Origin of the sequence: Leclercia barmai (assembly GCF_049312895.1) — a bacterium.
In the GTDB taxonomy this organism is placed as follows: domain Bacteria; phylum Pseudomonadota; class Gammaproteobacteria; order Enterobacterales; family Enterobacteriaceae; genus Enterobacter; species Enterobacter barmai.
Genome location: NZ_JBMNWZ010000005.1, coordinates 78,740 through 102,924 on the forward strand (window position 1 = coordinate 78,740; position 24,185 = coordinate 102,924).

A 24,185-nucleotide genomic window follows, 5' to 3' on the forward strand; every position below is an offset into this window, starting at 1 on the left:
CGCGCGTTTAGCCTTTAATATGAATGAGAATCATTATCATAAGGAGAGGTGAATGTCAGTTCCCCTGATTCTGACTATTCTTGCAGGCGCCGCCACCTTTATCGGCGCCATGCTCGGCGTGCTGGGCCAGAAGCCCTCAAACCGCGTGCTGGCATTTTCCCTCGGCTTTGCCGCCGGGATTATGCTGCTCATCTCCCTGATGGAGATGCTACCCGCCGCCCTTGGCACCGAAGGTATGTCGCCGGTGCTTGGCTACGGGATGTTTGTCTTTGGCCTGCTGGGCTATTTTGCGCTGGACAGAATGTTACCCCATGCGCACCCGCAGGATCTGATGCAAAAAGGAACTCAGCCGCTGCCGCGCAATCTGCGTCGTACCGCGCTGCTGCTGACCCTGGGTATCAGCCTGCATAACTTCCCCGAAGGCGTTGCTACTTACGTGACCGCCAGCAACAATCTGGAGTTAGGCTTTGGCATTGCCCTGGCGGTGGCGTTGCACAATATCCCTGAAGGGCTGGCGGTTGCCGGGCCGGTCTATGCGGCTACCGGGTCAAAGCGTAAAGCGGTGTTCTGGGCAGGTATTTCCGGGATGGCGGAGATCGCGGGCGGCGTGCTGGCCTGGCTTATTCTCGGCAGCCTGATCTCGCCGATCGTGATGGCAGCCATTATGGCGGCAGTGGCGGGCATTATGGTGGCGCTGTCGGTAGATGAGCTGATGCCGCTCGCCAAAGAGATCGACCCGAATAATAACCCCAGCTACGGCGTGCTGTGCGGGATGTCGGTGATGGGACTCAGTCTGGTGCTGCTCCAGACGGCAGGAATAGGATAAAAAAAACGCCGGGTTAACCCGGCGTTTTTTATGCTGCGTTATCAGCTGGCTTTGCGCTCGTTCGCCTGGCGATACGCCACCAGATCTTCGATAGTCACAACAGCCATGTTGTGTTTAACCGCAAAGTCGATGCACTCCGGCGCACGAGCCATAGAGCCATCATCATTGGTCAGTTCACACAGGACACCGGCGGGTTTGAAGCCTGCCAGCGTCACCAGATCGATAGTCGCTTCGGTGTGACCGCCGCGAGTCAGGACGCCGCCCGGCTGCGCGCGCAGCGGGAAGACATGGCCTGGGCGATTCAGGTCAGAAGGTTTTGCCCCATCGGCAATGGCTGCACGCACGGTGGTAACGCGGTCAGCGGCAGAGACGCCAGTGGTCACGCCGCTGGCGGCTTCGATGGTGACGGTAAAACCGGTTCCGTAAGCGCTGGTGTTGTTCTCTACCATCATAGGCAGTTCCAGCTGTTTACGGCGATCTTCGGTGATACACAGGCAAACAATACCGCTGCCGTGACGGATGGTCAGCGCCATCTGTTCAACGGTCATGGTTTCGGCGGCGAAAATCATATCGCCTTCGTTTTCACGATCTTCATCGTCAAGCACCATCACGCCGCGGCCTTCGCGAAGCGCAGCAAGCGCATGCTCAACACGGTCAGTAGAGGTACCGAAAGAGGAAAGGAGCGTCTGATTCATGGTAAAAAAACCTCATTAAAATTATGGTTACCAGAATCAGGGCAGTCTTAGGAGCGCCGTAGTACGGCAAAAAAATAACGTGAGCGGGCCTCGCCCGGCTGGTTCGTTACTCTCTCCCATCCGGACTTTAACCGTCGGCCCCGGAATTACACCGGATCTGCTGACCTTTGAGTTTGCACCCAAAGCGCTCGCGGGCTTTCAACATGGTGTTGATTTACCGCCGGTGGGGAATTTCGCCCCGCCCTGAGAATAAGCGGGATAACTATAACGCTAATGATTATGTTCGGCAACGCATAAGCTTCACACAATTCTGGTTTAAGGATCCCCGTAACGCGCTACAATGGTTCTAAACACCTTTTCTTCAAGGGAACTATGATGATCGACCCAAAAAAAATTGAACAACTTGCCCGCCAGGTCCATGAATCCATGCCAAAAGGCGTGCGTGAGTTTGGTGATGACGTTGAGAAAAAGATCCGCCAGGTGCTGCAGGCGCAGCTGATGCGTCTGGATCTGGTCAGCCGTGAAGAATTTGACGTGCAGACGCAGGTGCTGTTGCGCACCCGCGAGAAGATTGCCCTGCTGGAGCAGCGCCTGACCGAGCTGGAAAACCGTAATGTTGTTGATGAAGTAAAACCGGCCCCGGCGATCCCACCGGTGGACGATCAGGCTTAAGCCTGTAACGCCCGGTGGCGCTTCGCTTACCGGGCCTACAAGCTTATGTTGGGGTGAGGGCATCAGCCCGCACCGGCTACTTGCTGTCTTTCTGGATCTTCTTAATGATGTTGGTGGTTGAACACCCGTCCTCAAAGTTGAGCACCATCACTTCCCCGCCGTTAGCCCACACCTCTTCGCTACCCGCGATCTGTTCAGGCTTGTAGTCACCGCCCTTAACCAGCAGATCCGGCAGGATCCCGGCAATCAGACGCTGTGGGGTGTCTTCTTCGAACGAGACGACCCAGTCCACCGCTTCCAGCGCGCCCAGCACGATCATCCGCTGCTCAAGCGGGTTAACCGGACGGGTTTCGCCCTTCAAACGTTTGGTAGACGCATCGCTGTTCACCGCCACAATCAGGCGATCGCCCAGCTTGCGCGCGTTCGCCAGATAAGAGACGTGACCCGCGTGCAGAATGTCGAACACGCCGTTGGTCATCACCACTTTTTCACCACGCTTACGCGCGGCGGCAACGGCCACTTTCAGCTCGTCTTCGCTCATCACGCCAAAACCGGTATCGGCACGACCGCGCACCGCGTTTTCCAGCTCGATTGGCGAAACGGTAGAGGTACCCAATTTGCCTACCACAACGCCTGCAGCGGCGTTAGCAAAATAGCAGGCCTCTTCCAGGGTGTTGCCCGCCGCCAGGGTGGCCGCCAGCACGCCAATCACCGTATCGCCCGCACCGGTGACGTCATACACTTCCTGCGCCTGGGTTGGCATATGCAGCGGCGCTTTGCCCGGCTGCAGCAGGGTCATCCCCTGTTCGGAACGGGTCACCAGCAGGGCGGAGAAGTCAAAATCAGCGATGATCTTCATGCCGCGCTCGACAATCTCATCCTCGGTTTTGCATTTACCCGCCACCGCTTCAAATTCAGAGAGGTTAGGCGTCAGGAGCGTCGCCCCGCGATAGCGCTCGAAGTCGGTGCCTTTCGGGTCGATCAGCACCGGCACACCGGCAGCACGCGCCAGTTTGATCATCTGCTGAACGCTGGCCAGCGCCCCTTTCGCGTAGTCGGAGAGCACCAGCGCGCCGATGTTGCCCAGCGCCTGGTTGATGCGCTCGTGCAGCGGCTCAGGATCCACGCCTTCAAAGCCCTCTTCAAAATCGAGGCGGATCAGCTGCTGGTTGCGCGACAGCACGCGCAGCTTGGTGATGGTCGGGTGCGTCGGAACAGAAACGAAATCACATTTGACGTTCACATCCGCCAGCGTCTTGCTCAGCGCCCGTGCGGCGTCGTCGATGCCGGTTAAGCCCACCAGACGGGAATGCGCGCCGAGAGACGCAATGTTCATCGCCACGTTTGCCGCGCCGCCAGGACGCTCTTCAATGGTATCCACCTTCACCACCGGGACCGGGGCTTCCGGGGAAATGCGGCTGGTTGGCCCATACCAGTAGCGATCCAGCATGACATCGCCAACAACCATAACTCCAGCACGTTCAAACTCTGGCAGTGTTACTTTCATTCCTGACTCCAGAAAGATTCACAATTTGCGCGCGATAATATCACACTTGTTTTGTTACGCACGGTTCCACCAGCCACTTCTGCCAGCAGGCGCGCACCAGCTCTCGCTCGGCGTTAAAGCAGTCGAGCGGCAGATGACCGGGCTGCTCCTGCAGCGCCAGATGGTGCAGCTCATCGCGCAGCGTGGTGTAAGCCCGGGTCAGCGCCAGCGCCTCGTGCTCGTCCATAATGTCGTTCTGAGCCAGCAGTTCCAGAATGCGCACGTTATCCGACCAGCGGGTCAGCTTCGGTTTGGCGTGGGCGTCGCGCAGCACCAGATACTGGGTAATAAACTCAATATCGGTGATACCGCCCTCATCGGCTTTAATATCAAAGCGATCCTTGTGTTTGTTCCCAAGATGGGCGCGCATTTTCTCGCGCATCTCGCGCACCTCGGTCTGCAGCGTCTGGCCCTCTCGCGTGGCGGTGAGCACGTCACGACGAATGGCATCGAACTGCGCTTTCAGCTGCGGATCGCCGTATACCACCCGGGCGCGCACCAGGGCCTGATGTTCCCACGTCCAGGCCTCGTTCTTCTGATACTCGGCGAACGACTCGGTGGATGTCACCAGCATGCCCGCCGCCCCGGACGGACGCAGGCGGGCATCCACTTCATACAGAATGCCCGACGAGGTGCGGGTGCTGAACAGGTGCATGATGCGCTGGGCCAGTCGCAGGTAGAACTGACGCCCGTCGATCTCACGCTCGCCGTCGGTCATCACATCCACCGGGCAGTCGTGCAGGAAAATCAGATCCAGATCGGAGCTGTAGCCCAGCTCCCAGCCGCCCAGCTTGCCGTATCCCACCACCGCAAAGCCGCGCCCTTCCCGATCGGCCAGGTGCTTCGGCTGGCCGTAACGCGCCACCATCTGCACCCATGCCTGATGGACCACGGCATCGATAATGGCTTCCGCCAGCCAGGTTAAGTGATCGCTCACTTTCATTACCGGCAGCGTTCCGGCGATATCGGCAGCGGCCACGCGCAGCAGCTGCGCCTGCTTAAACTGGCGCAGCGCCTCCAGCTGTTGCTCTTCGTCCTCTTCCGGCACGCGCAGCAGATACTGACGCAGCTCGTCCCGGTAGGCGTCGGTCGCAGTCGGCTGATAGAGGGTGTTGGGATCGAGCAGCTCATCCAGCAGCAGCGGATAGCGCGCCAGCTTGGTCGCCACCATCGGCGAGGCGGCACAGAGCGAAATCAGGTGCTTAAGCGCGCCAGGGAACTCGCTCAGCAGCTCCAGATAGGTGGTACGGGTGATGATCCCGCTGAGCAGCGGAGTCAGGCGCGACAGCGGCACCGGGGCATCGGCGCGGGAGCAGACGTCGCTGAGCAGGTGCGGCATCAGGTGGTCGAGCACCTGCCGCCCGCGCGGGCCAATGGCGCGCTTATTCAGCTCAAGGCGGAAGTCGGCAATCAGCGCCACCACCCGATGACGGTCGTCGTCACTTAAATGCGCCAGCACCGGGGTGGTGTCATCTTCCTGCAGCGCATCCTGCCACAGCTCGCGCCAGTGCTCGGACAGCTCATCATCCTGCGATTCGCTTTCATCGTCGCCAATCAGGTCGTTAAAAATACGTCGTACCGCTGCCATATGCGCATCCAGCGCGTCGGTCAGCGCCTGCCAGTCGTCCACGCGCATGCCCCAGGCGAGGCGGGCGCGATTGAGTTCATCCCCCGGCAGGGTCTGGGTTTGTTCGTCGTTAATGCTCTGCAGCAGGTTCTCCAGCCGACGCAAAAAGAGGTAGGCGTCACGCAGGATTTGCGCGTCGCCTTCCGCCAGCAGGTTAAGCTGCGCGATAGCCTCAAGCGTCGGCAGCAGCGAGCGGGACTGCAGCGACGGCTCGCGTCCGCCGCGGATCAGCTGGAATACCTGGACAATAAACTCGATCTCGCGGATGCCGCCCGCCCCCAGCTTGATGTTGTCTTTCAGGCCGCGACGCCGCACTTCCCGGGCAATCATCCCTTTCATGTTGCGCAGCGACTGAATAACGCTGAAGTCAATGTAGCGACGGAACACGAACGGGCGCAGCATGGCGCGCAGCTCAGAGGCATAGGCGCCGTCGTTATCGCCCATGATCCGCGCCTTAACCATCGCGTAGCGCTCCCAGTCGCGCCCCTGCTCCTGGTAATAGTCTTCCAGCGCGGCAAAGCTCAGCACCAATGGGCCGCTGTCGCCGAACGGACGCAGGCGCATATCCACGCGATAGACAAAGCCATCCTGCGTGGGTTGATCCAGGGCCTTAATCAGCCGCTGACCCAGACGGGTAAAGAACTGGGCGTTATCCAGCTCACGGCGTCCACCGCGGGTGGTGCCCTTCTCCGGCCAGGCGAAGATCAGGTCGATGTCCGACGAGAAATTGAGTTCACCGCCGCCGAGCTTGCCCATCCCTAAAATCAGCAGCGGCTGCGGGGTGCCTTCATCGCTGCACGGCGTGCCCCATTCCCGGCAGCAGGCGTCGTACAGCCAGTCGCGCGCGGCGACGATCAGGGTTTCCGCCAGGTGACTTAACTGCTGCAACGTGCTCTCTTCACTCACCAGCATCAGCGCCTGCGCCCAGGCGATGCGCACCATCACCCGACGGCGGAAGTGGCGCAGCACCCGCATCAGCGCGGCTTCATCGCTGACCTCCGCCAGCGCGTCGCCTAACCACCGGGCGTAGTGCTGCCACTCATCCGCCTGGGGCGGCGCGGCCTCAAGTTCAGTCAGCCAGTCAGGATGGGCGGTGACGCTCTCCTGGACAAAGTCGCTGAACGCCAGCATCTGCCGGGCCTGCTCGCTTAATGACGAGGCGGGTAGTGCTTCCGGCAGACGCTCACATACCGTCTGCCACTGCTGCTGTAAGGGTGAAGAAAGCGGCATCATGGGGGTTCCTTGCCTGCGTTAACGTTTTCCGCTGTGCAGCCAGAATGGCTCCTGCGAAATGGCTTCGTTACGGAAATGCTCAATTTCAATGTGCTGGCGGGTCTTAATGGCATACAGCAGCCCCTGCCAGTTTTCCAGCCAGGCGCGGGCCACCGGGCCGTCGTACGCCCCTGACAGAAGCAGCATGCTGTCGACGTTACGCGCCAGACGAATCAGCTGATCGCCATACTGGTCGCCCAGCGGATGGGCGAAAATGGTTTTCAGTTCCGCCGCGTGGCGGGAGAGCTGGATATCGGCGAAACGCTTGAAGTTATCGGCAATTTTGGCCTGCGCTTTTGCATCCAGGAAGGTGCGCCAGCCGCGGGTCACCAGAAACTCGGTCAGCGCCAGTTTCGCGGTAGCTGTTTGCGGGCTGTAGACCGCCGTCTCGGCAGAGACATCCGACGCCATCAGGGTTTCGGTCTGGGTCAGCAGATCCCGTAAGTGAGCACTCGCTTTACGTGGAACAATACCGCCGAACAGCGTCAGGCTGTGGCGCACCAGCGCCATCGCCGCCAGCACCTCGGCTTTCGCCCCTTTCACGCCGCGGACCCACAGCTCTTCGTGGTATTGCCACTGGCTCAGCGCCAGCTCCAGCGAGGCTTCAAACCCCTGCTCGATGGACGATTTTGGTGCGACACGCATAATCTCAAGCGGTTTCAGGGTGCGCGGCGCATTGCCCTGGGCCAGATGATAGCCACGGGCCGCCTTGCTCAGGCTCCCCTGACGCAGACCGCTCTGGGTCACCAGCTTGCGCGCCAGCTTCAGCACGTCATCGGCGTGGCCTTCCAGCAGCTCAAGCTCCAGCTCGCAGATGGGTTCCTGGAACTCACCCGCTTTCACCTCGCCCCGGTCGAGGGCGATTTCGATGCGGCTTTTCCCTTCGTTCACCAGCCACTTTTCGCGCCAGAAATCGGTGCTGAATAGCGGGCTGGCGCTCTCCTGCAGCCCTTCAGGCAACTGGCCTTCCGGCCATACTTCCGCCGGGAAGCGCGCCAGATCCAGCGCAGGCTGGTCAATTTCAATATTGTATTCCGGGCGCTGATGCAGGCCGCCGACCACGTGACCGGCGATTTTCATGGTCATCTCGTAGCGACCATCAACACCGCGAATGCGCAGCCCCATATCATGGCGACGCAGCCACAGGTCCTGGGTTTCGTAATAGATGTTGAGCAGTTGCACCGGCTCGTGATGTTCACCTGTCAGCTGGTGCAGATGGTTTTTCAGCGCGTCAACGCTGTCATTTTCAACGATAAACTTTAATTCGATTTCCTGAGCCATGGCCTTGTTCTTTTGATTGCAGCACTGCGGGGTAAATTTAGGCGAACTTACTCGCCAGTTTTTTGTCAGTAAATAGTATTTTGCGCCAGATTGCCACGCAATGAGCAATTTGACGGCCGTAGAGTTTGCGAAAGTGGCAAACAGTACACGGAGGATTCCGAATGCTGACGAATCCTTTGCGTGGAGAAGCCGTTACCACTACTATCGTTCCACTTTTTATGAAAATAACGACTGCCTGATGCTTAAATTACGCCTAATCGGACTGACATTACTTGCCTTTAGCGCCGCGACAGCGGTTCACGCTGAAGAGAAACGCTACGTTTCTGACGAACTGAATACCTGGGTACGCAGTGGACCGGGTGACAATTATCGCCTCGTGGGTACGATTAATGCCGGCGAGGAAGTGGTGCTGTTACAGAGCAACGCCGACTCCAGCTATGGCCAGGTGCGCGACAGCAGCGGCCGTACCGCGTGGATCCCGTTGAAAGAGCTTAGCACCAGCCCAAGCCTGCGCACCCGCGTGCCGGATCTGGAAAACCAGGTCAAAACCCTGACCGACAAACTCACCAACATCGACGCCACCTGGAATCAGCGCACGGCTGAAATGCAGCAGAAAGTGGCCCAGAGCGACGGGGTGATCAACGGTCTCAAAGACGAAAACCAGAAGCTGAAAAACGAGCTGATCGTTGCCCAGAAAAAGGTGAGCGCAGCCAACCTGCAGCTGGATGACAAACAGCGCACCATCATCATGCAGTGGTTTATGTATGGCGGCGGCGTGCTGGGTATGGGTCTGCTGCTGGGTCTGGTGCTGCCGCATCTGGTGCCGAGCCGTAAGCGTAAAGACCGCTGGATGAACTAAATCGCTATCTCTGCCACACTTACGTATTATTTTGCCAAATTTTGATACGGGAGAGTGTGGCGTGAAGATTTATCTGGTCGGTGGTGCGGTTCGTGATGCGTTGTTAGGTCTGCCGGTCAAAGATAAAGACTGGGTGGTGGTGGGAGCCACCCCTCAGGAGATGCTCGATGCGGGCTACCAGCAGGTAGGCCGCGATTTTCCTGTCTTTCTGCACCCCCAAAGCCGCCAGGAGTATGCTCTGGCGCGTACCGAGCGCAAATCCGGCGTCGGCTACACCGGTTTCACCTGCCATGCCGACCCGGACGTCACCCTCGAAGACGATTTACAGCGCCGCGACCTGACCATCAACGCCCTCGCGCAGGATGAAGACGGCCATATTATTGATGCCTACGGCGGTCAGACGGATCTGCAAAACCGCATTCTGCGCCATGTTTCCCCCGCTTTTTCCGAAGATCCGCTCCGCGTACTGCGCGTGGCGCGTTTTGCTGCCCGCTATGCCCATCTGAGCTTCCGCATCGCCGATGAAACCATGGCGCTGATGACCGCGATGACCGAAGCAGGCGAGCTGGAACACCTTACCCCCGAACGCGTGTGGAAAGAGACCGAGAATGCGCTGACCACGCGCAATCCGCAGGTTTTCTTCCAGGTGCTGCGCGACTGCGGCGCGCTGAAGGTGCTGTTCCCGGAACTGGACGCGCTGTTTGGCGTACCGGCCCCGGCGAAGTGGCACCCCGAGATCGATACCGGTATCCATACCCTGATGACCCTGAGCATGGCGGCGATGCTCAGCCCGGAGGTGGATGTCCGCTTTGCCACCCTCTGCCACGACCTCGGCAAGGGATTAACCCCGCCTGAATTATGGCCGCGCCACCACGGACACGGCCCGGCAGGCGTGCGTCTGGTGGAAAAGGTCTGCCAGCGGATGCGGGTGCCTAATGAGATCCGCGATCTGGCGAAGCTGGTCGCCGAGTTCCATGACCTGATCCACACCTTCCCGATCCTCAAACCGGCCACCATCGTTAAGCTGTTCGACAGCATTGACGCCTGGCGCAAGCCGCAGCGCGTGGAGCAGATCGCCTTAACCAGCGAAGCCGACGTGCGCGGGCGCACCGGGTTTGAAGCCTGCGATTATCCGCAGGGGCGGTTGCTGCGCGAAGCCTGGATCGTTGCGAAAGCCGTGCCGACGAAAGCGGTGGTCGAGGCCGGATTTAAAGGCCCGGAGATTCGGGAAGAGTTAACCAAACGGCGGATTAAGGCGGTAGCGGACTGGAAGGAAAAGCGTTGCCCCCAGCCTGAAGGCTGAGGGCGGGCAATCAGAAGAAGACCACGTAAACCGCGGCCGCCACGATAAAGCGATAGATGGCGAACGGGATAAATGAGATGCGCTTGATCAGCTGCAGGAAGGTTTTGATGGCGATCAGCGCCACGATAAAGGCGGTGATAAAGCCCACCGCAAACATCGGGATGTCGCCGGCGGTCAGGAAGTGGTAGCTCTTGTAGAGATCGAGCGCGGTGGCGCCCATCATCATCGGCACCGCCAGCAGGAAGGAGAACTCAGAGGCCGCATAGCGGCTCACGCCCATCAGCATCCCGCCTGAAATCGTCGCCCCGGAGCGGGAGAAGCCCGGCCACAGCGCCAGACACTGGAAGCAGCCAATCATAAACGCCTGACGGTAGGTCATATCATCCAGACCCGGTGCGCGCGGCTCTTTCGGCTTCAGCAGCTCGGCGGCAATCAGCAGAACACCGCCGACCACCAGGGCATACATCACGTTAATCGGGTTAAACAGCGACTTGATGGTGTCGTGGAGCACCAGCCCCAGCACCACCGCCGGGATCATGCCGAGCAGAATGTGCAGCAGCGTCAGACGCCCTTTGCCGGAACCTTCATGCGGCGGATGACCAAAATGAATGCCAATCAGGCCGAACAGGCGACGCCAGAACATCACCACCACCGCCAGAATGGATCCTAACTGGATCACCACTTCAAAGGTTTTCGCCGTTTCGCCCTCGAACCCCAGCAGGTGACCGACAATGATCATGTGACCTGTACTGGAAACCGGCAAAAACTCTGTCAATCCTTCAACCACACCCAGTATTGCTGCCACCAGCAGGGAGTGCATATCGCTCATCAATAAACCCCTAAAAAGACAGAAAAAACGGGTTACCGCGAGGGTAACCGTAAAAGGAACAGCTGTAAGACTGATTTAACAGGAATTGGTTTAACTATTATACCGTTAAATATTTCCTTTCAGATTTTGGCTACGCTCAATAATGACGCCGACGTTGGCGGCCCGCACCACTGCGCCAGGCTTGCTGAGTTTTATGCGCACCCATGGGGAATTGAAGCGGCTCAGCAGCAGCTCCGCCACCTCTTCAGCCACGCGCTCCACCAGCGCAAAACGCTGGCCTTCTACGTGGCTGATGACCGCTTCACTCACGTCGGCATAGCTCAGACAGTCGTTCACATCATCGCTTTTTGCCGCGGCGACGTTATCCCAGCCCATTTCGATATCGAACACCAGTTTCTGTTCGATGGTCTGTTCCCAGTCATACACCCCGATAGTGGTGATTACCGAAAGTTGCTCTATAAATACTATATCCATCACGACCTGCCTGGTTTTTGGCTAAACCGGATACCACTCCCGGCGAATTATGCGTATTATCCACAGATGCTAAGTACAAAACGACATTTTCAAAACGGAACAGCGTTATGAGTGCAATCGCGCCTGGAATGATCCTCCTCGCCTACCTTTGCGGCTCAATTTCCAGCGCCATTCTGGTCTGCCGTATTGCCGGGTTACCCGACCCACGCGTAAGCGGTTCCGGGAATCCGGGGGCGACCAATGTACTACGAATTGGCGGCAAAGGAGCAGCCGTAGCGGTTTTGATTTTTGACGTTCTGAAAGGAATGCTTCCCGTCTGGGGCGCGTATGCGCTGGGCGTCACGCCGTTCTGGCTGGGGCTGATTGCGATTGCCGCCTGTCTGGGCCACATCTGGCCAGTATTCTTTGGTTTTAAAGGCGGAAAAGGCGTCGCCACTGCCTTCGGTGCCATTGCGCCTATCGGCTGGGATCTGACCGGCGTGATGGCCGGTACCTGGCTGCTCAGCGTGTTGCTTAGCGGTTACTCTTCTCTTGGCGCCATCGTCAGCGCGCTGATTGCCCCGTTTTATGTCTGGTGGTTTAAGCCGCAGTTTACCTTTCCGGTGTCGATGCTCTCTTGTCTGATCCTGTTGCGTCATCATGACAATATTCAGCGGTTGTGGCGTCGCCAGGAGACGAAGATCTGGAGCAAGTTGAAGCGGAAGAAGAAAGAGCCGCAGTAAGGTTTTAGCGGCACCGGTGTTGAGCGACGGAGAAGCCGGGTGGCGGCTGCGCCTTACCCGGCCTACAAAATCCACAACATGCACCATCCGTAGGCCCGGCAAGCGCAGCGCCGCCGGGCATTGCGGCCCCCCATCCATAAGCGACTCATATGACAGCCTTCATTTCCGCCAGGGCATACTAAAAAGACCCGACGGCGAGCAGATGGATGAAGCATGTCAGCAACTCAGGCGCATGAAAAAACAGCGAAAGGCTGGCAGGCATCCCTTGCGCTGCACTTTTCCCACACGCCTGAAAAAACCCTCCTTCACTCTGCCCGCCACGTCGGGCCGCTCACCGTGCAACGCCCGTTCTATCCCGAAGGCGAAACCTGCCATCTCTACCTGCTGCATCCCCCTGGCGGGATTGTCGGCGGGGATGAACTGGCGATCGGGATCCATCTTGAGCCCGGAAGTCATGCCCTGATCACCATGCCCGGCGCCAGCAAGTTCTATCGCAGCACGGGCGCGCTGGCGCGGCTGGATCAGCACTTCACCCTGGACGAGCAGGCAACCCTCGAGTGGCTGCCGCAGGACACGATTTTCTTCCCCGGCTGCAACGCCGCCCTGCGCTCGGTGTTTCATCTCCAGCGCAGCAGCACGCTGCTGGCCTGGGAGCTGTTTTGCCTGGGCCGCCCGGTGATCAACGAAGCCTTTAGCCACGGTCGTATTGAGAGCCGCCTCGAAGTCTGGCTTGAGGGCGAGCCGCTGTTAATCGAACGCCAGCATCTGGCAGACGGCGATCTGACCCCGGTGGCGGAACATCCGTGGATCGGCACGCTGCTGTTTTATCCCGCCAGCGACGCGCAGCTGGAAGATGTCCGCGCCCTGCTGGCCCCGCTGCAACAGGTTGCTGGAGCCACCCTCACCGACGGCCTGCTGTCGGTGCGCTTTCTTGCCCATGACAACCTGATTTGCCAGCAGGCGATGCGTGAGATCTGGCAGCACCTGCGTCCGCAACTTACCGCCAGAGCCCCCTGCTCGCCCCGCATCTGGCACACCTGAGAGAAGCACGATGGAACTGACCCCCAGAGAAAAAGACAAGCTGTTGCTGTTTACCGCCGCGCTGGTGGCGGAGCGTCGCCTCGCCCGCGGCGTGAAGCTCAATTACCCGGAATCGGTGGCCCTGATCAGCGCCTTCATTATGGAAGGGGCGCGCGACGGGCAGACGGTTGCGGAACTGATGGAAGCGGGCCGCCATGTCCTGACCCGCGCGCAGGTGATGGAGGGCGTGCCGGAGATGATCCCGGACATTCAGGTGGAGGCCACCTTCCCGGACGGCTCCAAGCTCGTCACCGTCCACAACCCGATCCTCTGAGGGGGCAGCATGATCCCAGGTGAATATCAGATACAACCCGGCCAGATCGTTATTAATGCGGATCGCAAAACCCAGACGGTGATCGTCGAGAACCACGGCGACCGCCCGATCCAGGTGGGATCCCACTACCACTTTTATGAGGTGAACCCGGCGCTGAAGTTCGATCGTGAGGCGACCCGAGGCTACCGGCTGAACATTGCCGCAGGCACCGCCGTGCGCTTTGAGCCAGGCCAGAAGCGTGCCGTCACGCTGGTCGAGGTCTCTGGCGCGCAGCGTATTGTCGGCTTTCGCGGCGAGGTGATGGGCGAGGTTAACCATGGCTGAAATTTCGCGTCAGGCCTATGCCGACATGTTTGGCCCCACCACCGGGGATAAGGTTCGTCTTGCCGACACCGAACTGTGGATCGAGGTGGAAAACGATCTGACGATCTACGGCGAAGAGGTGAAGTTCGGCGGCGGAAAAGTGATCCGCGACGGCATGGGCCAGGGGCAAATGCTGGCCCGGGAGTGCGTGGATCTGGTGCTGACCAACGCCCTGATCGTCGATCACTGGGGGATCGTCAAAGCCGATATCGGCGTGAAAGACGGCAGGATCTTCGCCATCGGCAAGGCGGGCAACCCGGACATTCAGCCCGGCGTGACGATCCCGATTGGCGCGGCCACAGAAGTGATCGCCGCCGAAGGGAAGATCGTCACCGCAGGCGGGGTCGATACCCACATCCACTGGATCTGCCCGCAGCAGGCGGAGGAGGCACTGGTCTCCGGCGTCACCACCATGATCGGCGGCGGCACCGGCCCTGCCGCAGGCACCAATGCCACCACCTGCACGCCGGGCCCCTGGTATATCGCACGCATGCTGCAGGCCATTGATACCCTGCCGGTGAACGTCGGCCTGCTGGGTAAAGGCAACGCCTCAAACCCGGATGCCCTGCGCGAACAGGTTGCAGCCGGGGCGATTGGCCTGAAAATCCACGAGGACTGGGGCTCAACGCCTGCCGCCATTGACTGTTCCCTGACCGTCGCAGACGAGATGGACATTCAGGTGGCGCTGCACAGCGACACCCTCAACGAGGGCGGATTCGTGGAAGACACCCTGGCGGCCATCGCCGGGCGCACCATCCACACCTTCCACACCGAAGGGGCGGGCGGCGGCCACGCGCCGGATATTATTACCGCCTGCGCGCACCCGAATATTCTGCCCTCCTCCACCAACCCGACGCTCCCCTACACCGTCAACACCATCGACGAACATCTGGACATGCTGATGGTCTGCCACCATCTCGACCCGGATATCGCCGAGGACGTGGCCTTTGCCGAATCGCGCATTCGCCGGGAGACCATCGCCGCCGAAGACGTACTGCACGATATCGGCGCATTCTCGCTCACCTCGTCGGATTCCCAGGCGATGGGCCGGGTGGGAGAAGTGATTATCCGCACCTGGCAGGTGGCGCACCGCATGAAGGTCCAGCGCGGCCCGCTGGCGGAGGAAACCGGCGATAACGATAACCTGCGCGTGAAGCGCTATATCGCCAAGTACACCATCAACCCGGCGCTGACCCACGGTATTGCCCATGAAGTCGGATCGGTTGAGGCCGGAAAACTGGCGGACCTGGTGGTCTGGTCCCCGGCCTTCTTCGGCGTGAAGCCCGCCACCATCGTCAAAGGCGGGATGATCGCCTGCGCGCCGATGGGCGATATTAACGCCTCGATCCCGACGCCGCAGCCGGTGCACTACCGGCCGATGTTTGGCGCGCTGGGTGCCGCCCGTCACGCCACCCGCCTGACGTTTCTCTCCCGGGCCGCCGCCGATAACGGCATTGCGCAGCAGCTGAACCTGCAGAGCGCCATCGCCGTGGTTAAAGGCTGCCGGACGGTGAAAAAGGCCGACATGATCCACAACGGCCTGCAGCCGAATATTACCGTGGATGCACAAACCTACGAGGTGCGCATTGACGGGGAACTGATTACAAGCGAACCGGCAGACGTTCTGCCGATGGCGCAACGCTATTTCCTGTTCTGAGGAGCCTTTATGATCACCTTAACCCAACGCCTTGATCATCCCCATCCCGTTACCGCACAGGTGACGCTGCCCATTGATGTGCGGGTAAAGAGCCGCGCCCGCGTGGTGCTTAACGATGGCCGCGACGCCGGTCTTATACTGCCGCGCGGTCTGCTGCTGCGGGGCGGCGACCTGCTTGCCAGTGACGATGGTCATGAAGTGGTGGAAGTCATCGCCGCGCCGGAGCCGCTATCGGTGGTGCACTGCGCCGATCCGTTCCTGCTGGCCCGCGCCTGCTATCACCTTGGCAACCGCCACGTCCCGCTGCAGATCATGCCCGGCGAGCTGCGCTATCACCACGATCACGTGCTCGACGAAATGCTGCACCTGCTGGGTCTGGACGTGGCCTTCGCCACCCTGCCCTTTGAGCCGGAAGCGGGCGCTTATGCCAGCGAAGGGCACTCACATTCGCACTCACACGCTCATTCACATTAAGGACTCACCATGCGCAAGTTGTTACCCCTGCTTCTGCTGGCCTTCTCTCTGCCCGCGCTGGCCCATCCGGGACACGGCACCGACAGCTTTCAGGCAGGCTTTTTCCATCCCCTGACCGGGCTTGACCATCTCCTGATGTTGACCGGCGCGGGCGTGCTCGCCGCCCTGAGCGGCCGCAGGCTGCTGATGCCCTTTGCCACCCTCGGCATGATGCTGACCGGTGCCGTTGCGGGCAGCCTGTTGGGCGGCTTTAGCGGCATGGAGATGCTGATCATCGCCTCGCTGGCGGTGTGTGGCGCCATGATGTTCAGAACCGAAAACCGCCTGCTGCTGGCTGTGCCTCTGCTTGCCATGTTCCACGGCTGGGCGCACGGCGTGGAGATGGCGGGCCACAGCTTCTGGTTGTTCACCAGCGGCTTTATGCTCGCCAGCGCCGCGGTGCTGTGCGCAAGTTTTGCCGCAGGCATGCTGCTGCGCCGCCACGACGGGCTGCGTAAAATCTTCGGCGGCGGGCTTATCGCCTCTGCCCTGCTGGCGCTGATGAGCTGATGGAGTCGTCCCGCCAGTGGCTGCGCCTGATGCAGCTCTCCAGCAGCAGCCTGCCGGTGGGCTCTTTTACCTGGTCCCAGGGGCTGGAGTGGGCGGTGGAAGCGGGCTGGGTCACGACGGCCGACGCCTTTAAGCGCTGGCAGTGCCAGCAGATGGATCAGGGCTTTTTCTGCGTCGATCTGCCGCTGTTTTACCGTCTGTACCACGCCTGCGAGCTGCACGATATCGCTGCCGCCTCGCGCTGGACGGCGTACCTGCTCGCCTGCCGGGAGACCCGGGAGCTGCGCGAAGAAGAGCGCAACCGCGGGGCGGCGTTCACCCGGCTGATTAAGCACTGGGAGCCGGACTGCCCGCCCGAATGGCTGTCGCTCTTTGCCCGCAGCCAGCTGTGCGGGATGGCGTGGCTCGGCGTGCGCTGGGACATCGGGATGCGCGAGATGGCGCTGAGCCTCGGCTACAGTTGGATCGAGAGCGCGGTGATGGCGGGGGTGAAGCTGGTGCCGTTTGGGCAGCAGGCCGCCCAGCAGCTGATTATCGAGCTCTGCGATCGCTATGCCGACGGGCTGGAGCAGGCGCTGCTGCGCAGCGATGACGAGCTGGGCGCGGCCACCCCGCTCGCCGCCATCGCTTCGGCGCGACACGAAACACAATATTCACGGTTATTCCGTTCCTGAGGAGTCTCTATGTCTGAGTACAAACACCCCCTGCGCGTGGGCGTCGGCGGCCCGGTGGGTTCGGGTAAAACTGCCCTGCTGGAAGCACTGTGTAAAGCGATGCGCGACACCTGGCACCTGGCGGTGGTCACCAACGATATCTACACCAAAGAGGATCAGCGCATCCTCACCGAGGCGGGGGCGCTGGAGCCGGAACGCATCGTGGGGGTGGAGACCGGCGGCTGTCCGCATACCGCGATCCGCGAAGATGCCTCGATGAACCTGGCGGCAGTGGAAGCGTTAAGCGAGAAGTTCGGCAATCTGGATCTGATCTTTGTGGAGAGCGGCGGCGACAACCTCAGCGCCACCTTCAGCCCGGAGCTGGCAGATCTGACGATCTACGTGATCGACGTGGCGGAAGGGGAGAAGATCCCGCGCAAAGGCGGGCCGGGGATCACCAAATCCGATTTTCTGGTGATCAACAAAACGGATCTTGCCCCCTACGTCGGTGCCTCGCTGGAGGTGATGGAGCGCGACACCAACCGCATGCGCGGCGACCGCCCGTGGACCTTTACCAACCTGAAGGCGGGTGACGGGCTGGCGACCATCATTAGCTTCCTGGAAGAGAAAGGAATGCTGAAGGTGTAATAAAAAAGCCTGGCATTACGCCAGGCTGCTTCTGTTATTAACAGCTGTTATTTACAGCTGTTTCCTGATGCGCCCTGCTCGCGCCATGCGCCCCAGGTACCGCCCTTGCCCGGCTCTTCCTGACCCGGGTTCACGTACCACTGGTTAAACCAGATTTTGCCGTTATGCGACACTTTGGTGCATTTTTTCGGGTAGGCGATTTTCGGGTTATAGGCCGCCACATCGCTGGCAGGCGCCGCCGGTTTGCTCACCTTGATGGTCATGCTGTCCTGGGCGGTACGCCCGTCTTCACCGGTGGTGGTGAGGGTGTAGGTGACCTCGCCTTCCGTATTAGCCGGGATGACCGCATAAGCGTGAGCATTGTTCACGCTGCTGACCAGGCTGCCGTTCAGCTTCTCCTGCAGCCAGAACGTACCGGAACCTTTGGTCACGCTCCAGGTAAAGGACTTCGCGTTCAGGCTCTGGCTGCCGTCCAGCGGATAAGTGCTTACGCCGGTGGTGGGGGAAACCATGGTGTGATCGGCACCTGCCGCTGCGGTTGGTGCTGGCAGGACTTTATCGCCGTCCTTCAGCGCCAGAATGCGGGCTACGGCACGTTCCATATCAGGCTGGGTACCAATTTTTGACGAATTATCCCCTGCCAGCGGCGTGCCAGTTTCCTGCAGGATCTGGCGCATCTGCACCGGCGTCACGGTAATGCCGTGCGCCTGGGCAATACCAGAAAGACTTGCCACTACGCCTGCAATAATAGGGTTAGCGGAAGAGGTGCCGGAGAAGGTAGCGGTGTATTCCGCATTGGTGCTTTTGTACAGATCGCCGCCGCCCGTGGTCGCGACGTCCCAGCATCCCCAGGATGAACTGGTGACGCGGGAGCCGTAGGTGGTGAAGTAGGCTTTCTTACCGTCTTTGGCGCAGAATGCCCCGGCAATGATGGCCCCGGAATCGCGCGTATTCACATCAAATTTGCCGTTGAATGCCGGATGGTCAAGGTTAACGCTGCCATTGCCTGCCGCTTCGATCACGTACACGCCTTTGTCGGTCAGCGCCTTGATGATGTCGTAATAGCTCTGAACGTTTTCCTGCGGCACATAGCAGGCGTTAGTGTTACAGCCCGTGATTTCGCCACCGCCGGTCTGCATCCCCATCTGCACCACGTCGCCCGCTTTCAGCAGGGGGATCATGTTGTAGAGGTTGTTATATTGCCATGCGGAGAAACCTACCCGGCTTTTCCAGCTCAGACCGCGCACGCCTGCGCCGATGTCTTTCGCCGCCATGATGCCGACGGACGCAGTATCGTGGTCGTCACCGACACGATAGCGGCTGTCGCCCTTGGTCAGGGCCGGGGTTGGCAGGTTAATATGGCTGGTATTCCAGATATAGTTCTCCATGGAAATAATCGTCACACCGTCGCCAGCATTACCCGCATATTGGTTCACGCTGTCGCGGTTAACGCCCCCCATATAATAACCCTGGCGTTTGTCAGTTGGCGATTTTGCATAATCCTGCAGCTGACGAAAATCGGGTACAGCGGCATCACCGACGGTATTTTGCAATGAGGATGTCAGTAACGGCTGCGTTTGCCCTTCATCTTTATTGTATTTATCAAGCGAGACCGGCAGCGTTTCGGGATAAACAAGTTCGATATTCTGGTTTTGCTCCAGTTCAGCGATCACGCTATTAATATAGGCTTTATCGATGCTTTTGTTTTCCGGCAACTCGATACGCAGATAACGATCGAAGCCATATCGTGCATTAAGCTCTGATAATTCATCAGACTGGCTGCTGCGTAAATTATTGGACCGGAACATGGTGGTAGGCACCAGCGTAGGGTCGCTAAGGGTTAATTTGCTCGCTGTCGTGGTGGCAGGCGTGCTGGTCGATTTCAGCAGTGGCTTGCTGGGCTTAAGCTTCACCACAATCGCTACATAGGATTCACCTGTCTGAGCCAGTTCAGCCTGCGGTGCCGTTTCGGCCCAGGCTGAAGAGGTGACTGCTGCGCAAATTAACAGTGAGAGAATACTTTTTTTCATTTTAGCCAACGTTCCTTTATGACATATAATTAATAACTTTCCTGATTTTCAGCATGAATGAAAAATACCCCATGGCCAATGAGAGCCTTCTTTTAAAAAATAAGAATACTCTCGCCATGAAATTTTCAGCCGCTAATAACAGCCTGCCAGAATATGTCAACGTGAGGCGAGAATAAAAATAACCAAATTCGTTGTGCGGAGTTTAAAAAAAGATAAAGCAAGTCCAGTTTACGCTATTAATGTTTTTACATCACCAGCAAGTTACTATTCTCTTCCTGTAAAATATCTGCCTGCTATATCCATTAATGTCGCGTGAATACATCAGGAATCCAATGACTATTAAAATTGCAATTGCGGATGAACATACCCTTATTCGCCGGGGACTTCACGCTATGATCATGAACCGCACCGCGCACGGTGACGATACCGTCCCTGGGATCTTTTCCATCTCGGGTGAAGCGGCGGCGACGAGCGAGTTACTCACCCTGCTTGCCCGGTATCCAACAGATATTTTACTGCTGGGGTATACGCTCACCCGTTCACTAAATGATATGGAGGGGCTGACGCTGGTGAAATGGTTAGGGCACCACTATCCGACGCTTAAAATCATTATGCTTTCGCCCGACACCAACCCGCTGATCATCCGCCTGGCGCTGGAGGCGGGAGCCAGCGCCTATCTGAGCCAGCATATCAATGAGACCATCCTCCGCCAGGCGATTCAGTCGGTAATAAGCGGCGAAGTCTTTGTTGAGCACTCGCTGATGAACACGCTATTCCACAAAAGAGCGGCCAACGAAGCCCTTTCGCCGCGGGAGACGGAAGTGCTGCGTTTGATCTGCAAGGGGCTTAGCCTGACGGATATCTCACGGCGTCTGCATCTGAGCATCAAAACCGTGAGCGCACATAAAATGCGGGCAATGGAGAAGTTGGGGGTCAGTAACAGCTGCCAGCTTTACTGCCTGCTCGCCAAAACCCGGATGTTTGATATCGCTCTCTGACATCCGGGCAAGGCTGACATCAGGCGGCGGGTAACTCCGCCAGCGGCCAGCGCGGACGCACTGAAACACTAAGATCTGCCGTGGCGTTCGATTTCAGGCGCACCATTCCGGCATAAGCGATCATCGCCCCGTTATCGGTGCAAAATTCCGGGCGGGCATAGAACACTTCACCGCGGCGTTTTTGCATCATCTCTGCCAGTTTCGCGCGCAGCGTACGATTGGCGCTCACGCCGCCCGCCATTACCAGGCGCTTAAAGCCGGTCTGATCCAGCGCGCGCTTGCACTTGATCATCAGCGTATCCACCACCGCATCTTCAAAGGCACGGGCGATGTCGGCGCGGGTCTGATCGTCGCCTTCATTATTACGGATGGTATTTGCCGCGAAGGTTTTCAGCCCCGAGAAGCTGAAATCCAGCCCTGGCCGGTCGGTCATCGGGCGCGGGAAGACAAAGCGCCCTTCCGTGCCCTGGGCCGCCATCTTCGACAGCATCGGGCCGCCCGGGTAATCGAGCCCCAGCAGCTTGGCGGTTTTGTCGAAGGCTTCACCCGCCGCATCGTCAATGGATTCGCCCAGCAGTTCATACTGACCAATACCGGTCACGCTAATCAGCTGGGTATGGCCGCCGGAAACCAGCAGCGCCACGAACGGAAATTCAGGCGGATTATCTTCCAGCATCGGCGCCAGCAGATGCCCTTCCATATGGTGAACCGCAATGGCCGGAACATCCCACGCGAACGCCAGCGAACGCCCGATGGTGGCCCCCACCAGCAGCGCACCCACCAGACCCGGGCCGGCGGTGTAGGCCACGGCGTCGATATCTTTCGCCGTAAAGCCTGCCTCTTTCAGCGCCGCCTGGATCAGGGGCACCGTTTTACGCACATGGTCGCGGGACGCCAGTTCCGGCACCACGCCGCCGTAGTCGGCATGTAATTTTACCTGACTATACAGTTGGTTGGCGACCAGCCCTTTTTCATCGTCGTAGATCGCGATGCCGGTTTCATCGCAGGATGTTTCAATACCCAGTACACGCATGACTTGTTTTACCTCACTCAGATACCGCGCAGTGTAGAGCCTGGGCGGGTTGATGTAAAACTTTCCTCACCCCTGGAGTTCTCTTCGTGTATACTCCTCACCCTTATAAAAGTCCCTTTCAAAAACGGCCGCGGTGCTTTACAAAGCAGCAGCAATTGCAGTAAAATTCCGCACCATTTTGAAATAAGCTGGCGTTGATGCCAGCGGCAAACCGAATTTATAAAGGTGAGAGTTACATGCCGGTAATTAAAGTACGTGAAAACGAGCCGTTCGACGTAGCACTGCGTCGCTTCAAGCGTTCATGCGAGAAAGCAGGTGTTCTGGCTGAAGTTCGTCGTCGTGAGTTCTATGAAAAACCAACGACTGAACGTAAGCGCGCTAAAGCTTCTGCTGTGAAACGTCACGCGAAGAAACTGGCTCGCGAAAACGCACGCCGTACTCGTCTGTACTAATCTATTGAGGACGCACGTCCTCAATTGTCAGACAGAGTAGTAGTCGTAAGGCCGTGCTTCCGGAAGGAATGCGCGGCTTGTTTTCGTTTATGAGTCACTAAAAATTCATGGGGCCTATGGCTGGACGAATCCCACGCGTTTTCATTAATGATCTGCTGGCAAGAACCGACATCGTCGATCTCATCGACGCGCGGGTAAAGCTAAAAAAGCAGGGCAAGAACTACCACGCGTGCTGTCCATTCCATAACGAAAAAACCCCCTCTTTCACCGTGAACGGTGAAAAACAGTTCTACCACTGCTTCGGCTGTGGCGCGCACGGCAACGCCGTCGACTTTTTGATGAACTACGACAAGCTCGAGTTTGTTGAAACCGTCGAAGAGCTCGCTGCCATGCACAACCTTGAAGTGCCGTATGAAGCAGGCAGTGGGCCAAGTCAGATAGAGCGTCATCAGCGACAAACGCTGTATCAGCTGATGGACGGCCTGAATTCGTTTTACCAACAGTCTCTTAAGCAACCTGCTGCTGAGCCTGCGCGTCAGTATCTGAACAAGCGCGGACTGAGCGACGATGTTATTGCGCGTTTCGCTATTGGTTTCGCCCCTCCCGGCTGGGATAACGTGTTAAAGCGTTTTGGCGGCAATAGCGAAGATCGTAAATCCCTCATCGACGCGGGCATGCTGGTCACCAACGACCAGGGACGTAGCTATGACCGCTTCCGCGAGCGGGTGATGTTCCCCATTCGCGACAAGCGTGGCCGGGTAATTGGTTTTGGTGGCCGCGTGCTGGGTGATGCCCTGCCGAAATACCTCAACTCCCCGGAAACCGATATTTTCCATAAAGGCCGCCAGCTGTATGGCCTGTATGAAGCCCAGCAGAATAACGCTGAACCGCAGCGGCTGTTGGTGGTCGAAGGCTATATGGATGTGGTGGCGCTGGCGCAGTTCGACATTAACTATGCCGTCGCGTCGCTGGGTACTTCCACCACCGCTGACCATATTCAGCTGCTGTTCCGGGTGACCAATACGGTCGTCTGCTGTTACGACGGCGACCGGGCCGGACGCGAAGCCGCCTGGCGAGCACTGGAAACGGCACTACCGTACATGACCGACGGGCGCCAGTTGCGCTTTATGTTCCTGCCCGACGGCGAAGACCCGGATACGCTGGTGCGTAAAGAGGGCAAAGCGGCATTTGAAGCGCGGATGGAGCAGGCTCAGCCGCTCTCCACGTTTCTGTTTAACAGCCTGATGCCGCAGGTGGATTTGAGCACCCCGGATGGCCGTGCGCAGCTCAGTACGCTGGCGCTGCCGTTAATCACTCAGGTGCCCGGCGAAACGTTACGCATCTATCTGCGCCAGGAGCTGGGTAAGAAACTCGGCATCCTGGATGACAGCCAGCTTGAACGTTTAATGCCAAAACAGGCTGAAAGCGGAGCGGTTCGCCCTGCCCCTCAGCTAAAACGCACAACCATGCGTATACTGATAGGACTGCTGGTACAAAACCCCGAACTGGCCCCACGCGTGCCGTCTCTTGAGGGTTTAAACCATGAAAAGCTGCCCGGACTTGGCTTATTTGCAGAACTGGTCAACACTTGTTTGTCACAGCCAGGTCTGACCACCGGACAACTTTTAGAGCACTATCGCGGAACAAAAGCGTCCGCAACCCTTGAAAAACTGTCGATGTGGGACGATATAGCAGATAAAGAGATTGCTGAAGAGACCTTCACCGACTCGCTCAACCATATGTTTGATTCGATGCTTGAACTGCGTCAGGAAGAGTTGATAGCTCGCGAGCGCACACAGGGTTTAAGCAGCGAAGAACGCCGGGAGCTCTGGATGATTAACCAGGAACTGGCGAAGAAATAAATTTAA

At 58.6% G+C, this 24,185-nt stretch carries 24 protein-coding genes and 1 riboswitch; of the genes, 16 read left to right on the top strand and 8 right to left on the bottom strand.

Annotated elements, in window-relative coordinates:
- Positions 1–52 precede the first annotated feature (52 nt).
- Positions 53–826 (top strand): zinc transporter ZupT, encoded by a 774-nt coding sequence (gene zupT / locus ACOYA6_RS17910; protein WP_039031764.1) that lies wholly within the window; start codon positions 53–55, stop codon positions 824–826.
- A gap of 41 nt (positions 827–867) precedes the next feature.
- On the opposite strand, the gene ribB is transcribed toward zupT, so the two are convergent.
- Positions 868–1,521, bottom strand: coding sequence for a 3,4-dihydroxy-2-butanone-4-phosphate synthase (ribB, locus tag ACOYA6_RS17915; RefSeq protein WP_422655144.1), 654 nt, complete (start codon positions 1,519–1,521; stop codon positions 868–870).
- A gap of 104 nt (positions 1,522–1,625) precedes the next feature.
- A riboswitch (FMN riboswitch) is annotated at positions 1,626–1,776 on the bottom strand.
- Between the two features lie 120 nt (positions 1,777–1,896).
- Here ribB and ubiK point away from each other — a divergent pair.
- On the top strand, positions 1,897–2,193 hold the full coding sequence (gene ubiK / locus ACOYA6_RS17920; RefSeq protein WP_138370240.1) for a ubiquinone biosynthesis accessory factor UbiK: 297 nt from the start codon (positions 1,897–1,899) through the stop codon (positions 2,191–2,193).
- A 76-nt stretch (positions 2,194–2,269) separates the two neighbouring features.
- Here ubiK and hldE read toward each other — a convergent pair whose 3' ends face one another.
- The 3 genes from hldE to ACOYA6_RS17935 are packed head-to-tail and all read right to left on the bottom strand — an operon-like array spanning position 2,270 to position 7,919.
- The gene (gene hldE, locus ACOYA6_RS17925) at positions 2,270–3,700 is read right to left on the bottom strand and encodes a bifunctional D-glycero-beta-D-manno-heptose-7-phosphate kinase/D-glycero-beta-D-manno-heptose 1-phosphate adenylyltransferase HldE (RefSeq protein WP_138370241.1); all 1,431 of its coding nucleotides are present in this window, start codon (positions 3,698–3,700) and stop codon (positions 2,270–2,272) included.
- Positions 3,701–3,740: 40 nt separating this feature from the next.
- Positions 3,741–6,599, bottom strand: coding sequence for a bifunctional [glutamate--ammonia ligase]-adenylyl-L-tyrosine phosphorylase/[glutamate--ammonia-ligase] adenylyltransferase (glnE, locus tag ACOYA6_RS17930; protein ID WP_422655145.1), 2,859 nt, complete (start codon positions 6,597–6,599; stop codon positions 3,741–3,743).
- 18 nt (positions 6,600–6,617) lie between these two features.
- Positions 6,618–7,919, bottom strand: coding sequence for a CYTH domain-containing protein (locus ACOYA6_RS17935; protein ID WP_422655146.1), 1,302 nt, complete (start codon positions 7,917–7,919; stop codon positions 6,618–6,620).
- A 238-nt stretch (positions 7,920–8,157) separates the two neighbouring features.
- Here ACOYA6_RS17935 and ACOYA6_RS17940 point away from each other — a divergent pair, with 238 nt between their 5' ends.
- Complete coding sequence (locus ACOYA6_RS17940; RefSeq protein WP_039031844.1) at positions 8,158–8,778, top strand: TIGR04211 family SH3 domain-containing protein; 621 nt, start codon at positions 8,158–8,160, stop codon at positions 8,776–8,778.
- A gap of 61 nt (positions 8,779–8,839) precedes the next feature.
- Positions 8,840–10,081, top strand: a complete 1,242-nt coding sequence (locus ACOYA6_RS17945) for a multifunctional CCA addition/repair protein (RefSeq protein WP_422655147.1) — start codon at positions 8,840–8,842, stop codon at positions 10,079–10,081.
- A 10-nt stretch (positions 10,082–10,091) separates the two neighbouring features.
- Here the strand turns inward: ACOYA6_RS17945 and bacA are convergent, their stop codons facing one another.
- Positions 10,092–10,910 carry an undecaprenyl-diphosphate phosphatase gene (bacA, locus tag ACOYA6_RS17950; protein WP_039031758.1) on the bottom strand — a complete coding sequence of 273 codons (819 nt, stop codon included), beginning with the start codon at positions 10,908–10,910 and terminating at the stop codon, positions 10,092–10,094.
- A 105-nt stretch (positions 10,911–11,015) separates the two neighbouring features.
- Positions 11,016–11,384 carry a bifunctional dihydroneopterin aldolase/7,8-dihydroneopterin epimerase gene (gene folB / locus ACOYA6_RS17955; protein ID WP_422655148.1) on the bottom strand — a complete coding sequence of 123 codons (369 nt, stop codon included), beginning with the start codon at positions 11,382–11,384 and terminating at the stop codon, positions 11,016–11,018.
- Between the two features lie 107 nt (positions 11,385–11,491).
- On the opposite strand from folB, the gene plsY reads away from it, so the two are divergent.
- From plsY to ureG, 9 genes are all read left to right on the top strand, one after another.
- Positions 11,492–12,106, top strand: a complete 615-nt coding sequence (gene plsY / locus ACOYA6_RS17960) for a glycerol-3-phosphate 1-O-acyltransferase PlsY (RefSeq protein ID WP_039031756.1) — start codon at positions 11,492–11,494, stop codon at positions 12,104–12,106.
- 213 nt (positions 12,107–12,319) lie between these two features.
- Positions 12,320–13,147, top strand: coding sequence for an urease accessory protein UreD (locus ACOYA6_RS17965; RefSeq protein ID WP_422655149.1), 828 nt, complete (start codon positions 12,320–12,322; stop codon positions 13,145–13,147).
- Positions 13,148–13,157: 10 nt separating this feature from the next.
- Positions 13,158–13,460 (top strand): urease subunit gamma, encoded by a 303-nt coding sequence (locus ACOYA6_RS17970; protein WP_039031754.1) that lies wholly within the window; start codon positions 13,158–13,160, stop codon positions 13,458–13,460.
- A 9-nt stretch (positions 13,461–13,469) separates the two neighbouring features.
- A complete protein-coding gene (locus ACOYA6_RS17975) occupies positions 13,470–13,784 on the top strand; it encodes an urease subunit beta (protein WP_039031753.1) in 315 nt (104 codons plus the stop codon).
- Positions 13,777–15,480, top strand: coding sequence for an urease subunit alpha (gene ureC / locus ACOYA6_RS17980; protein ID WP_422655150.1), 1,704 nt, complete (start codon positions 13,777–13,779; stop codon positions 15,478–15,480). The genes ACOYA6_RS17975 and ureC overlap by 8 nt, the downstream gene beginning before the upstream one ends.
- 9 nt (positions 15,481–15,489) lie before the next feature.
- Positions 15,490–15,954, top strand: coding sequence for an urease accessory protein UreE (gene ureE, locus ACOYA6_RS17985; RefSeq protein ID WP_138370247.1), 465 nt, complete (start codon positions 15,490–15,492; stop codon positions 15,952–15,954).
- A 9-nt stretch (positions 15,955–15,963) separates the two neighbouring features.
- Entirely contained in the window at positions 15,964–16,503 is a 540-nt protein-coding gene (locus tag ACOYA6_RS17990) for a HupE/UreJ family protein (protein WP_138370248.1), read from the top strand.
- The gene (locus ACOYA6_RS17995; protein WP_139563648.1) at positions 16,503–17,177 is read left to right on the top strand and encodes an urease accessory protein UreF; all 675 of its coding nucleotides are present in this window, start codon (positions 16,503–16,505) and stop codon (positions 17,175–17,177) included. The genes ACOYA6_RS17990 and ACOYA6_RS17995 overlap by 1 nt, the downstream gene beginning before the upstream one ends.
- A gap of 9 nt (positions 17,178–17,186) precedes the next feature.
- Entirely contained in the window at positions 17,187–17,804 is a 618-nt protein-coding gene (ureG, locus tag ACOYA6_RS18000) for an urease accessory protein UreG (RefSeq protein ID WP_039031748.1), read from the top strand.
- Between the two features lie 47 nt (positions 17,805–17,851).
- Here the strand turns inward: ureG and ACOYA6_RS18005 are convergent, their stop codons facing one another.
- Positions 17,852–19,834 carry a S8 family serine peptidase gene (locus ACOYA6_RS18005; protein WP_422655151.1) on the bottom strand — a complete coding sequence of 661 codons (1,983 nt, stop codon included), beginning with the start codon at positions 19,832–19,834 and terminating at the stop codon, positions 17,852–17,854.
- 332 nt (positions 19,835–20,166) lie between these two features.
- Between ACOYA6_RS18005 and ACOYA6_RS18010 the strand changes: the two genes are divergently transcribed.
- Complete coding sequence (locus ACOYA6_RS18010) at positions 20,167–20,832, top strand: LuxR C-terminal-related transcriptional regulator (protein ID WP_422655152.1); 666 nt, start codon at positions 20,167–20,169, stop codon at positions 20,830–20,832.
- 19 nt (positions 20,833–20,851) lie between these two features.
- Here ACOYA6_RS18010 and tsaD read toward each other — a convergent pair whose 3' ends face one another.
- Positions 20,852–21,865, bottom strand: a complete 1,014-nt coding sequence (gene tsaD, locus ACOYA6_RS18015) for a tRNA (adenosine(37)-N6)-threonylcarbamoyltransferase complex transferase subunit TsaD (protein ID WP_039031745.1) — start codon at positions 21,863–21,865, stop codon at positions 20,852–20,854.
- Between the two features lie 236 nt (positions 21,866–22,101).
- Here tsaD and rpsU point away from each other — a divergent pair, with 236 nt between their 5' ends.
- Together rpsU and dnaG are read left to right on the top strand one after the other, a co-directional pair.
- Positions 22,102–22,317: a 30S ribosomal protein S21 gene (gene rpsU, locus ACOYA6_RS18020; protein WP_001144069.1), complete on the top strand. Its 216-nt coding sequence runs from the start codon at positions 22,102–22,104 to the stop codon at positions 22,315–22,317.
- Positions 22,318–22,433: 116 nt separating this feature from the next.
- On the top strand, positions 22,434–24,179 hold the full coding sequence (dnaG, locus tag ACOYA6_RS18025; protein ID WP_138370252.1) for a DNA primase: 1,746 nt from the start codon (positions 22,434–22,436) through the stop codon (positions 24,177–24,179).
- Positions 24,180–24,185: the final 6 nt, after the last annotated feature.

Excerpts from the sequence above, each read along its gene's own strand:
- rpsU (WP_001144069.1), top strand. The coding sequence starts at position 22,102 with ATGCCGGTAATTAAAGTACGTGAAAACGAGCCGTTCGACGTAGCACTG.
- ACOYA6_RS18010 (WP_422655152.1), top strand. The coding sequence starts at position 20,167 with ATGACTATTAAAATTGCAATTGCGGATGAACATACCCTTATTCGCCGG.
- ACOYA6_RS17935 (WP_422655146.1), bottom strand. The coding sequence starts at position 7,919 with ATGGCTCAGGAAATCGAATTAAAGTTTATCGTTGAAAATGACAGCGTT.
- zupT (WP_039031764.1), top strand. The coding sequence starts at position 53 with ATGTCAGTTCCCCTGATTCTGACTATTCTTGCAGGCGCCGCCACCTTT.
- ACOYA6_RS18005 (WP_422655151.1), bottom strand. The coding sequence starts at position 19,834 with ATGAAAAAAAGTATTCTCTCACTGTTAATTTGCGCAGCAGTCACCTCT.
- glnE (WP_422655145.1), bottom strand. The coding sequence starts at position 6,599 with ATGATGCCGCTTTCTTCACCCTTACAGCAGCAGTGGCAGACGGTATGT.
- ureC (WP_422655150.1), top strand. The coding sequence starts at position 13,777 with ATGGCTGAAATTTCGCGTCAGGCCTATGCCGACATGTTTGGCCCCACC.
- bacA (WP_039031758.1), bottom strand. The coding sequence starts at position 10,910 with ATGAGCGATATGCACTCCCTGCTGGTGGCAGCAATACTGGGTGTGGTT.
- dnaG (WP_138370252.1), top strand. The coding sequence starts at position 22,434 with ATGGCTGGACGAATCCCACGCGTTTTCATTAATGATCTGCTGGCAAGA.
- tsaD (WP_039031745.1), bottom strand. The coding sequence starts at position 21,865 with ATGCGTGTACTGGGTATTGAAACATCCTGCGATGAAACCGGCATCGCG.
- ACOYA6_RS17995 (WP_139563648.1), top strand. The coding sequence starts at position 16,503 with ATGGAGTCGTCCCGCCAGTGGCTGCGCCTGATGCAGCTCTCCAGCAGC.
- plsY (WP_039031756.1), top strand. The coding sequence starts at position 11,492 with ATGAGTGCAATCGCGCCTGGAATGATCCTCCTCGCCTACCTTTGCGGC.
- ureG (WP_039031748.1), top strand. The coding sequence starts at position 17,187 with ATGTCTGAGTACAAACACCCCCTGCGCGTGGGCGTCGGCGGCCCGGTG.
- ribB (WP_422655144.1), bottom strand. The coding sequence starts at position 1,521 with ATGAATCAGACGCTCCTTTCCTCTTTCGGTACCTCTACTGACCGTGTT.
- hldE (WP_138370241.1), bottom strand. The coding sequence starts at position 3,700 with ATGAAAGTAACACTGCCAGAGTTTGAACGTGCTGGAGTTATGGTTGTT.
- ACOYA6_RS17975 (WP_039031753.1), top strand. The coding sequence starts at position 13,470 with ATGATCCCAGGTGAATATCAGATACAACCCGGCCAGATCGTTATTAAT.
- ACOYA6_RS17970 (WP_039031754.1), top strand. The coding sequence starts at position 13,158 with ATGGAACTGACCCCCAGAGAAAAAGACAAGCTGTTGCTGTTTACCGCC.
- folB (WP_422655148.1), bottom strand. The coding sequence starts at position 11,384 with ATGGATATAGTATTTATAGAGCAACTTTCGGTAATCACCACTATCGGG.
- ACOYA6_RS17940 (WP_039031844.1), top strand. The coding sequence starts at position 8,158 with ATGCTTAAATTACGCCTAATCGGACTGACATTACTTGCCTTTAGCGCC.
- ureE (WP_138370247.1), top strand. The coding sequence starts at position 15,490 with ATGATCACCTTAACCCAACGCCTTGATCATCCCCATCCCGTTACCGCA.
- ACOYA6_RS17965 (WP_422655149.1), top strand. The coding sequence starts at position 12,320 with ATGTCAGCAACTCAGGCGCATGAAAAAACAGCGAAAGGCTGGCAGGCA.
- ubiK (WP_138370240.1), top strand. The coding sequence starts at position 1,897 with ATGATCGACCCAAAAAAAATTGAACAACTTGCCCGCCAGGTCCATGAA.
- ACOYA6_RS17990 (WP_138370248.1), top strand. The coding sequence starts at position 15,964 with ATGCGCAAGTTGTTACCCCTGCTTCTGCTGGCCTTCTCTCTGCCCGCG.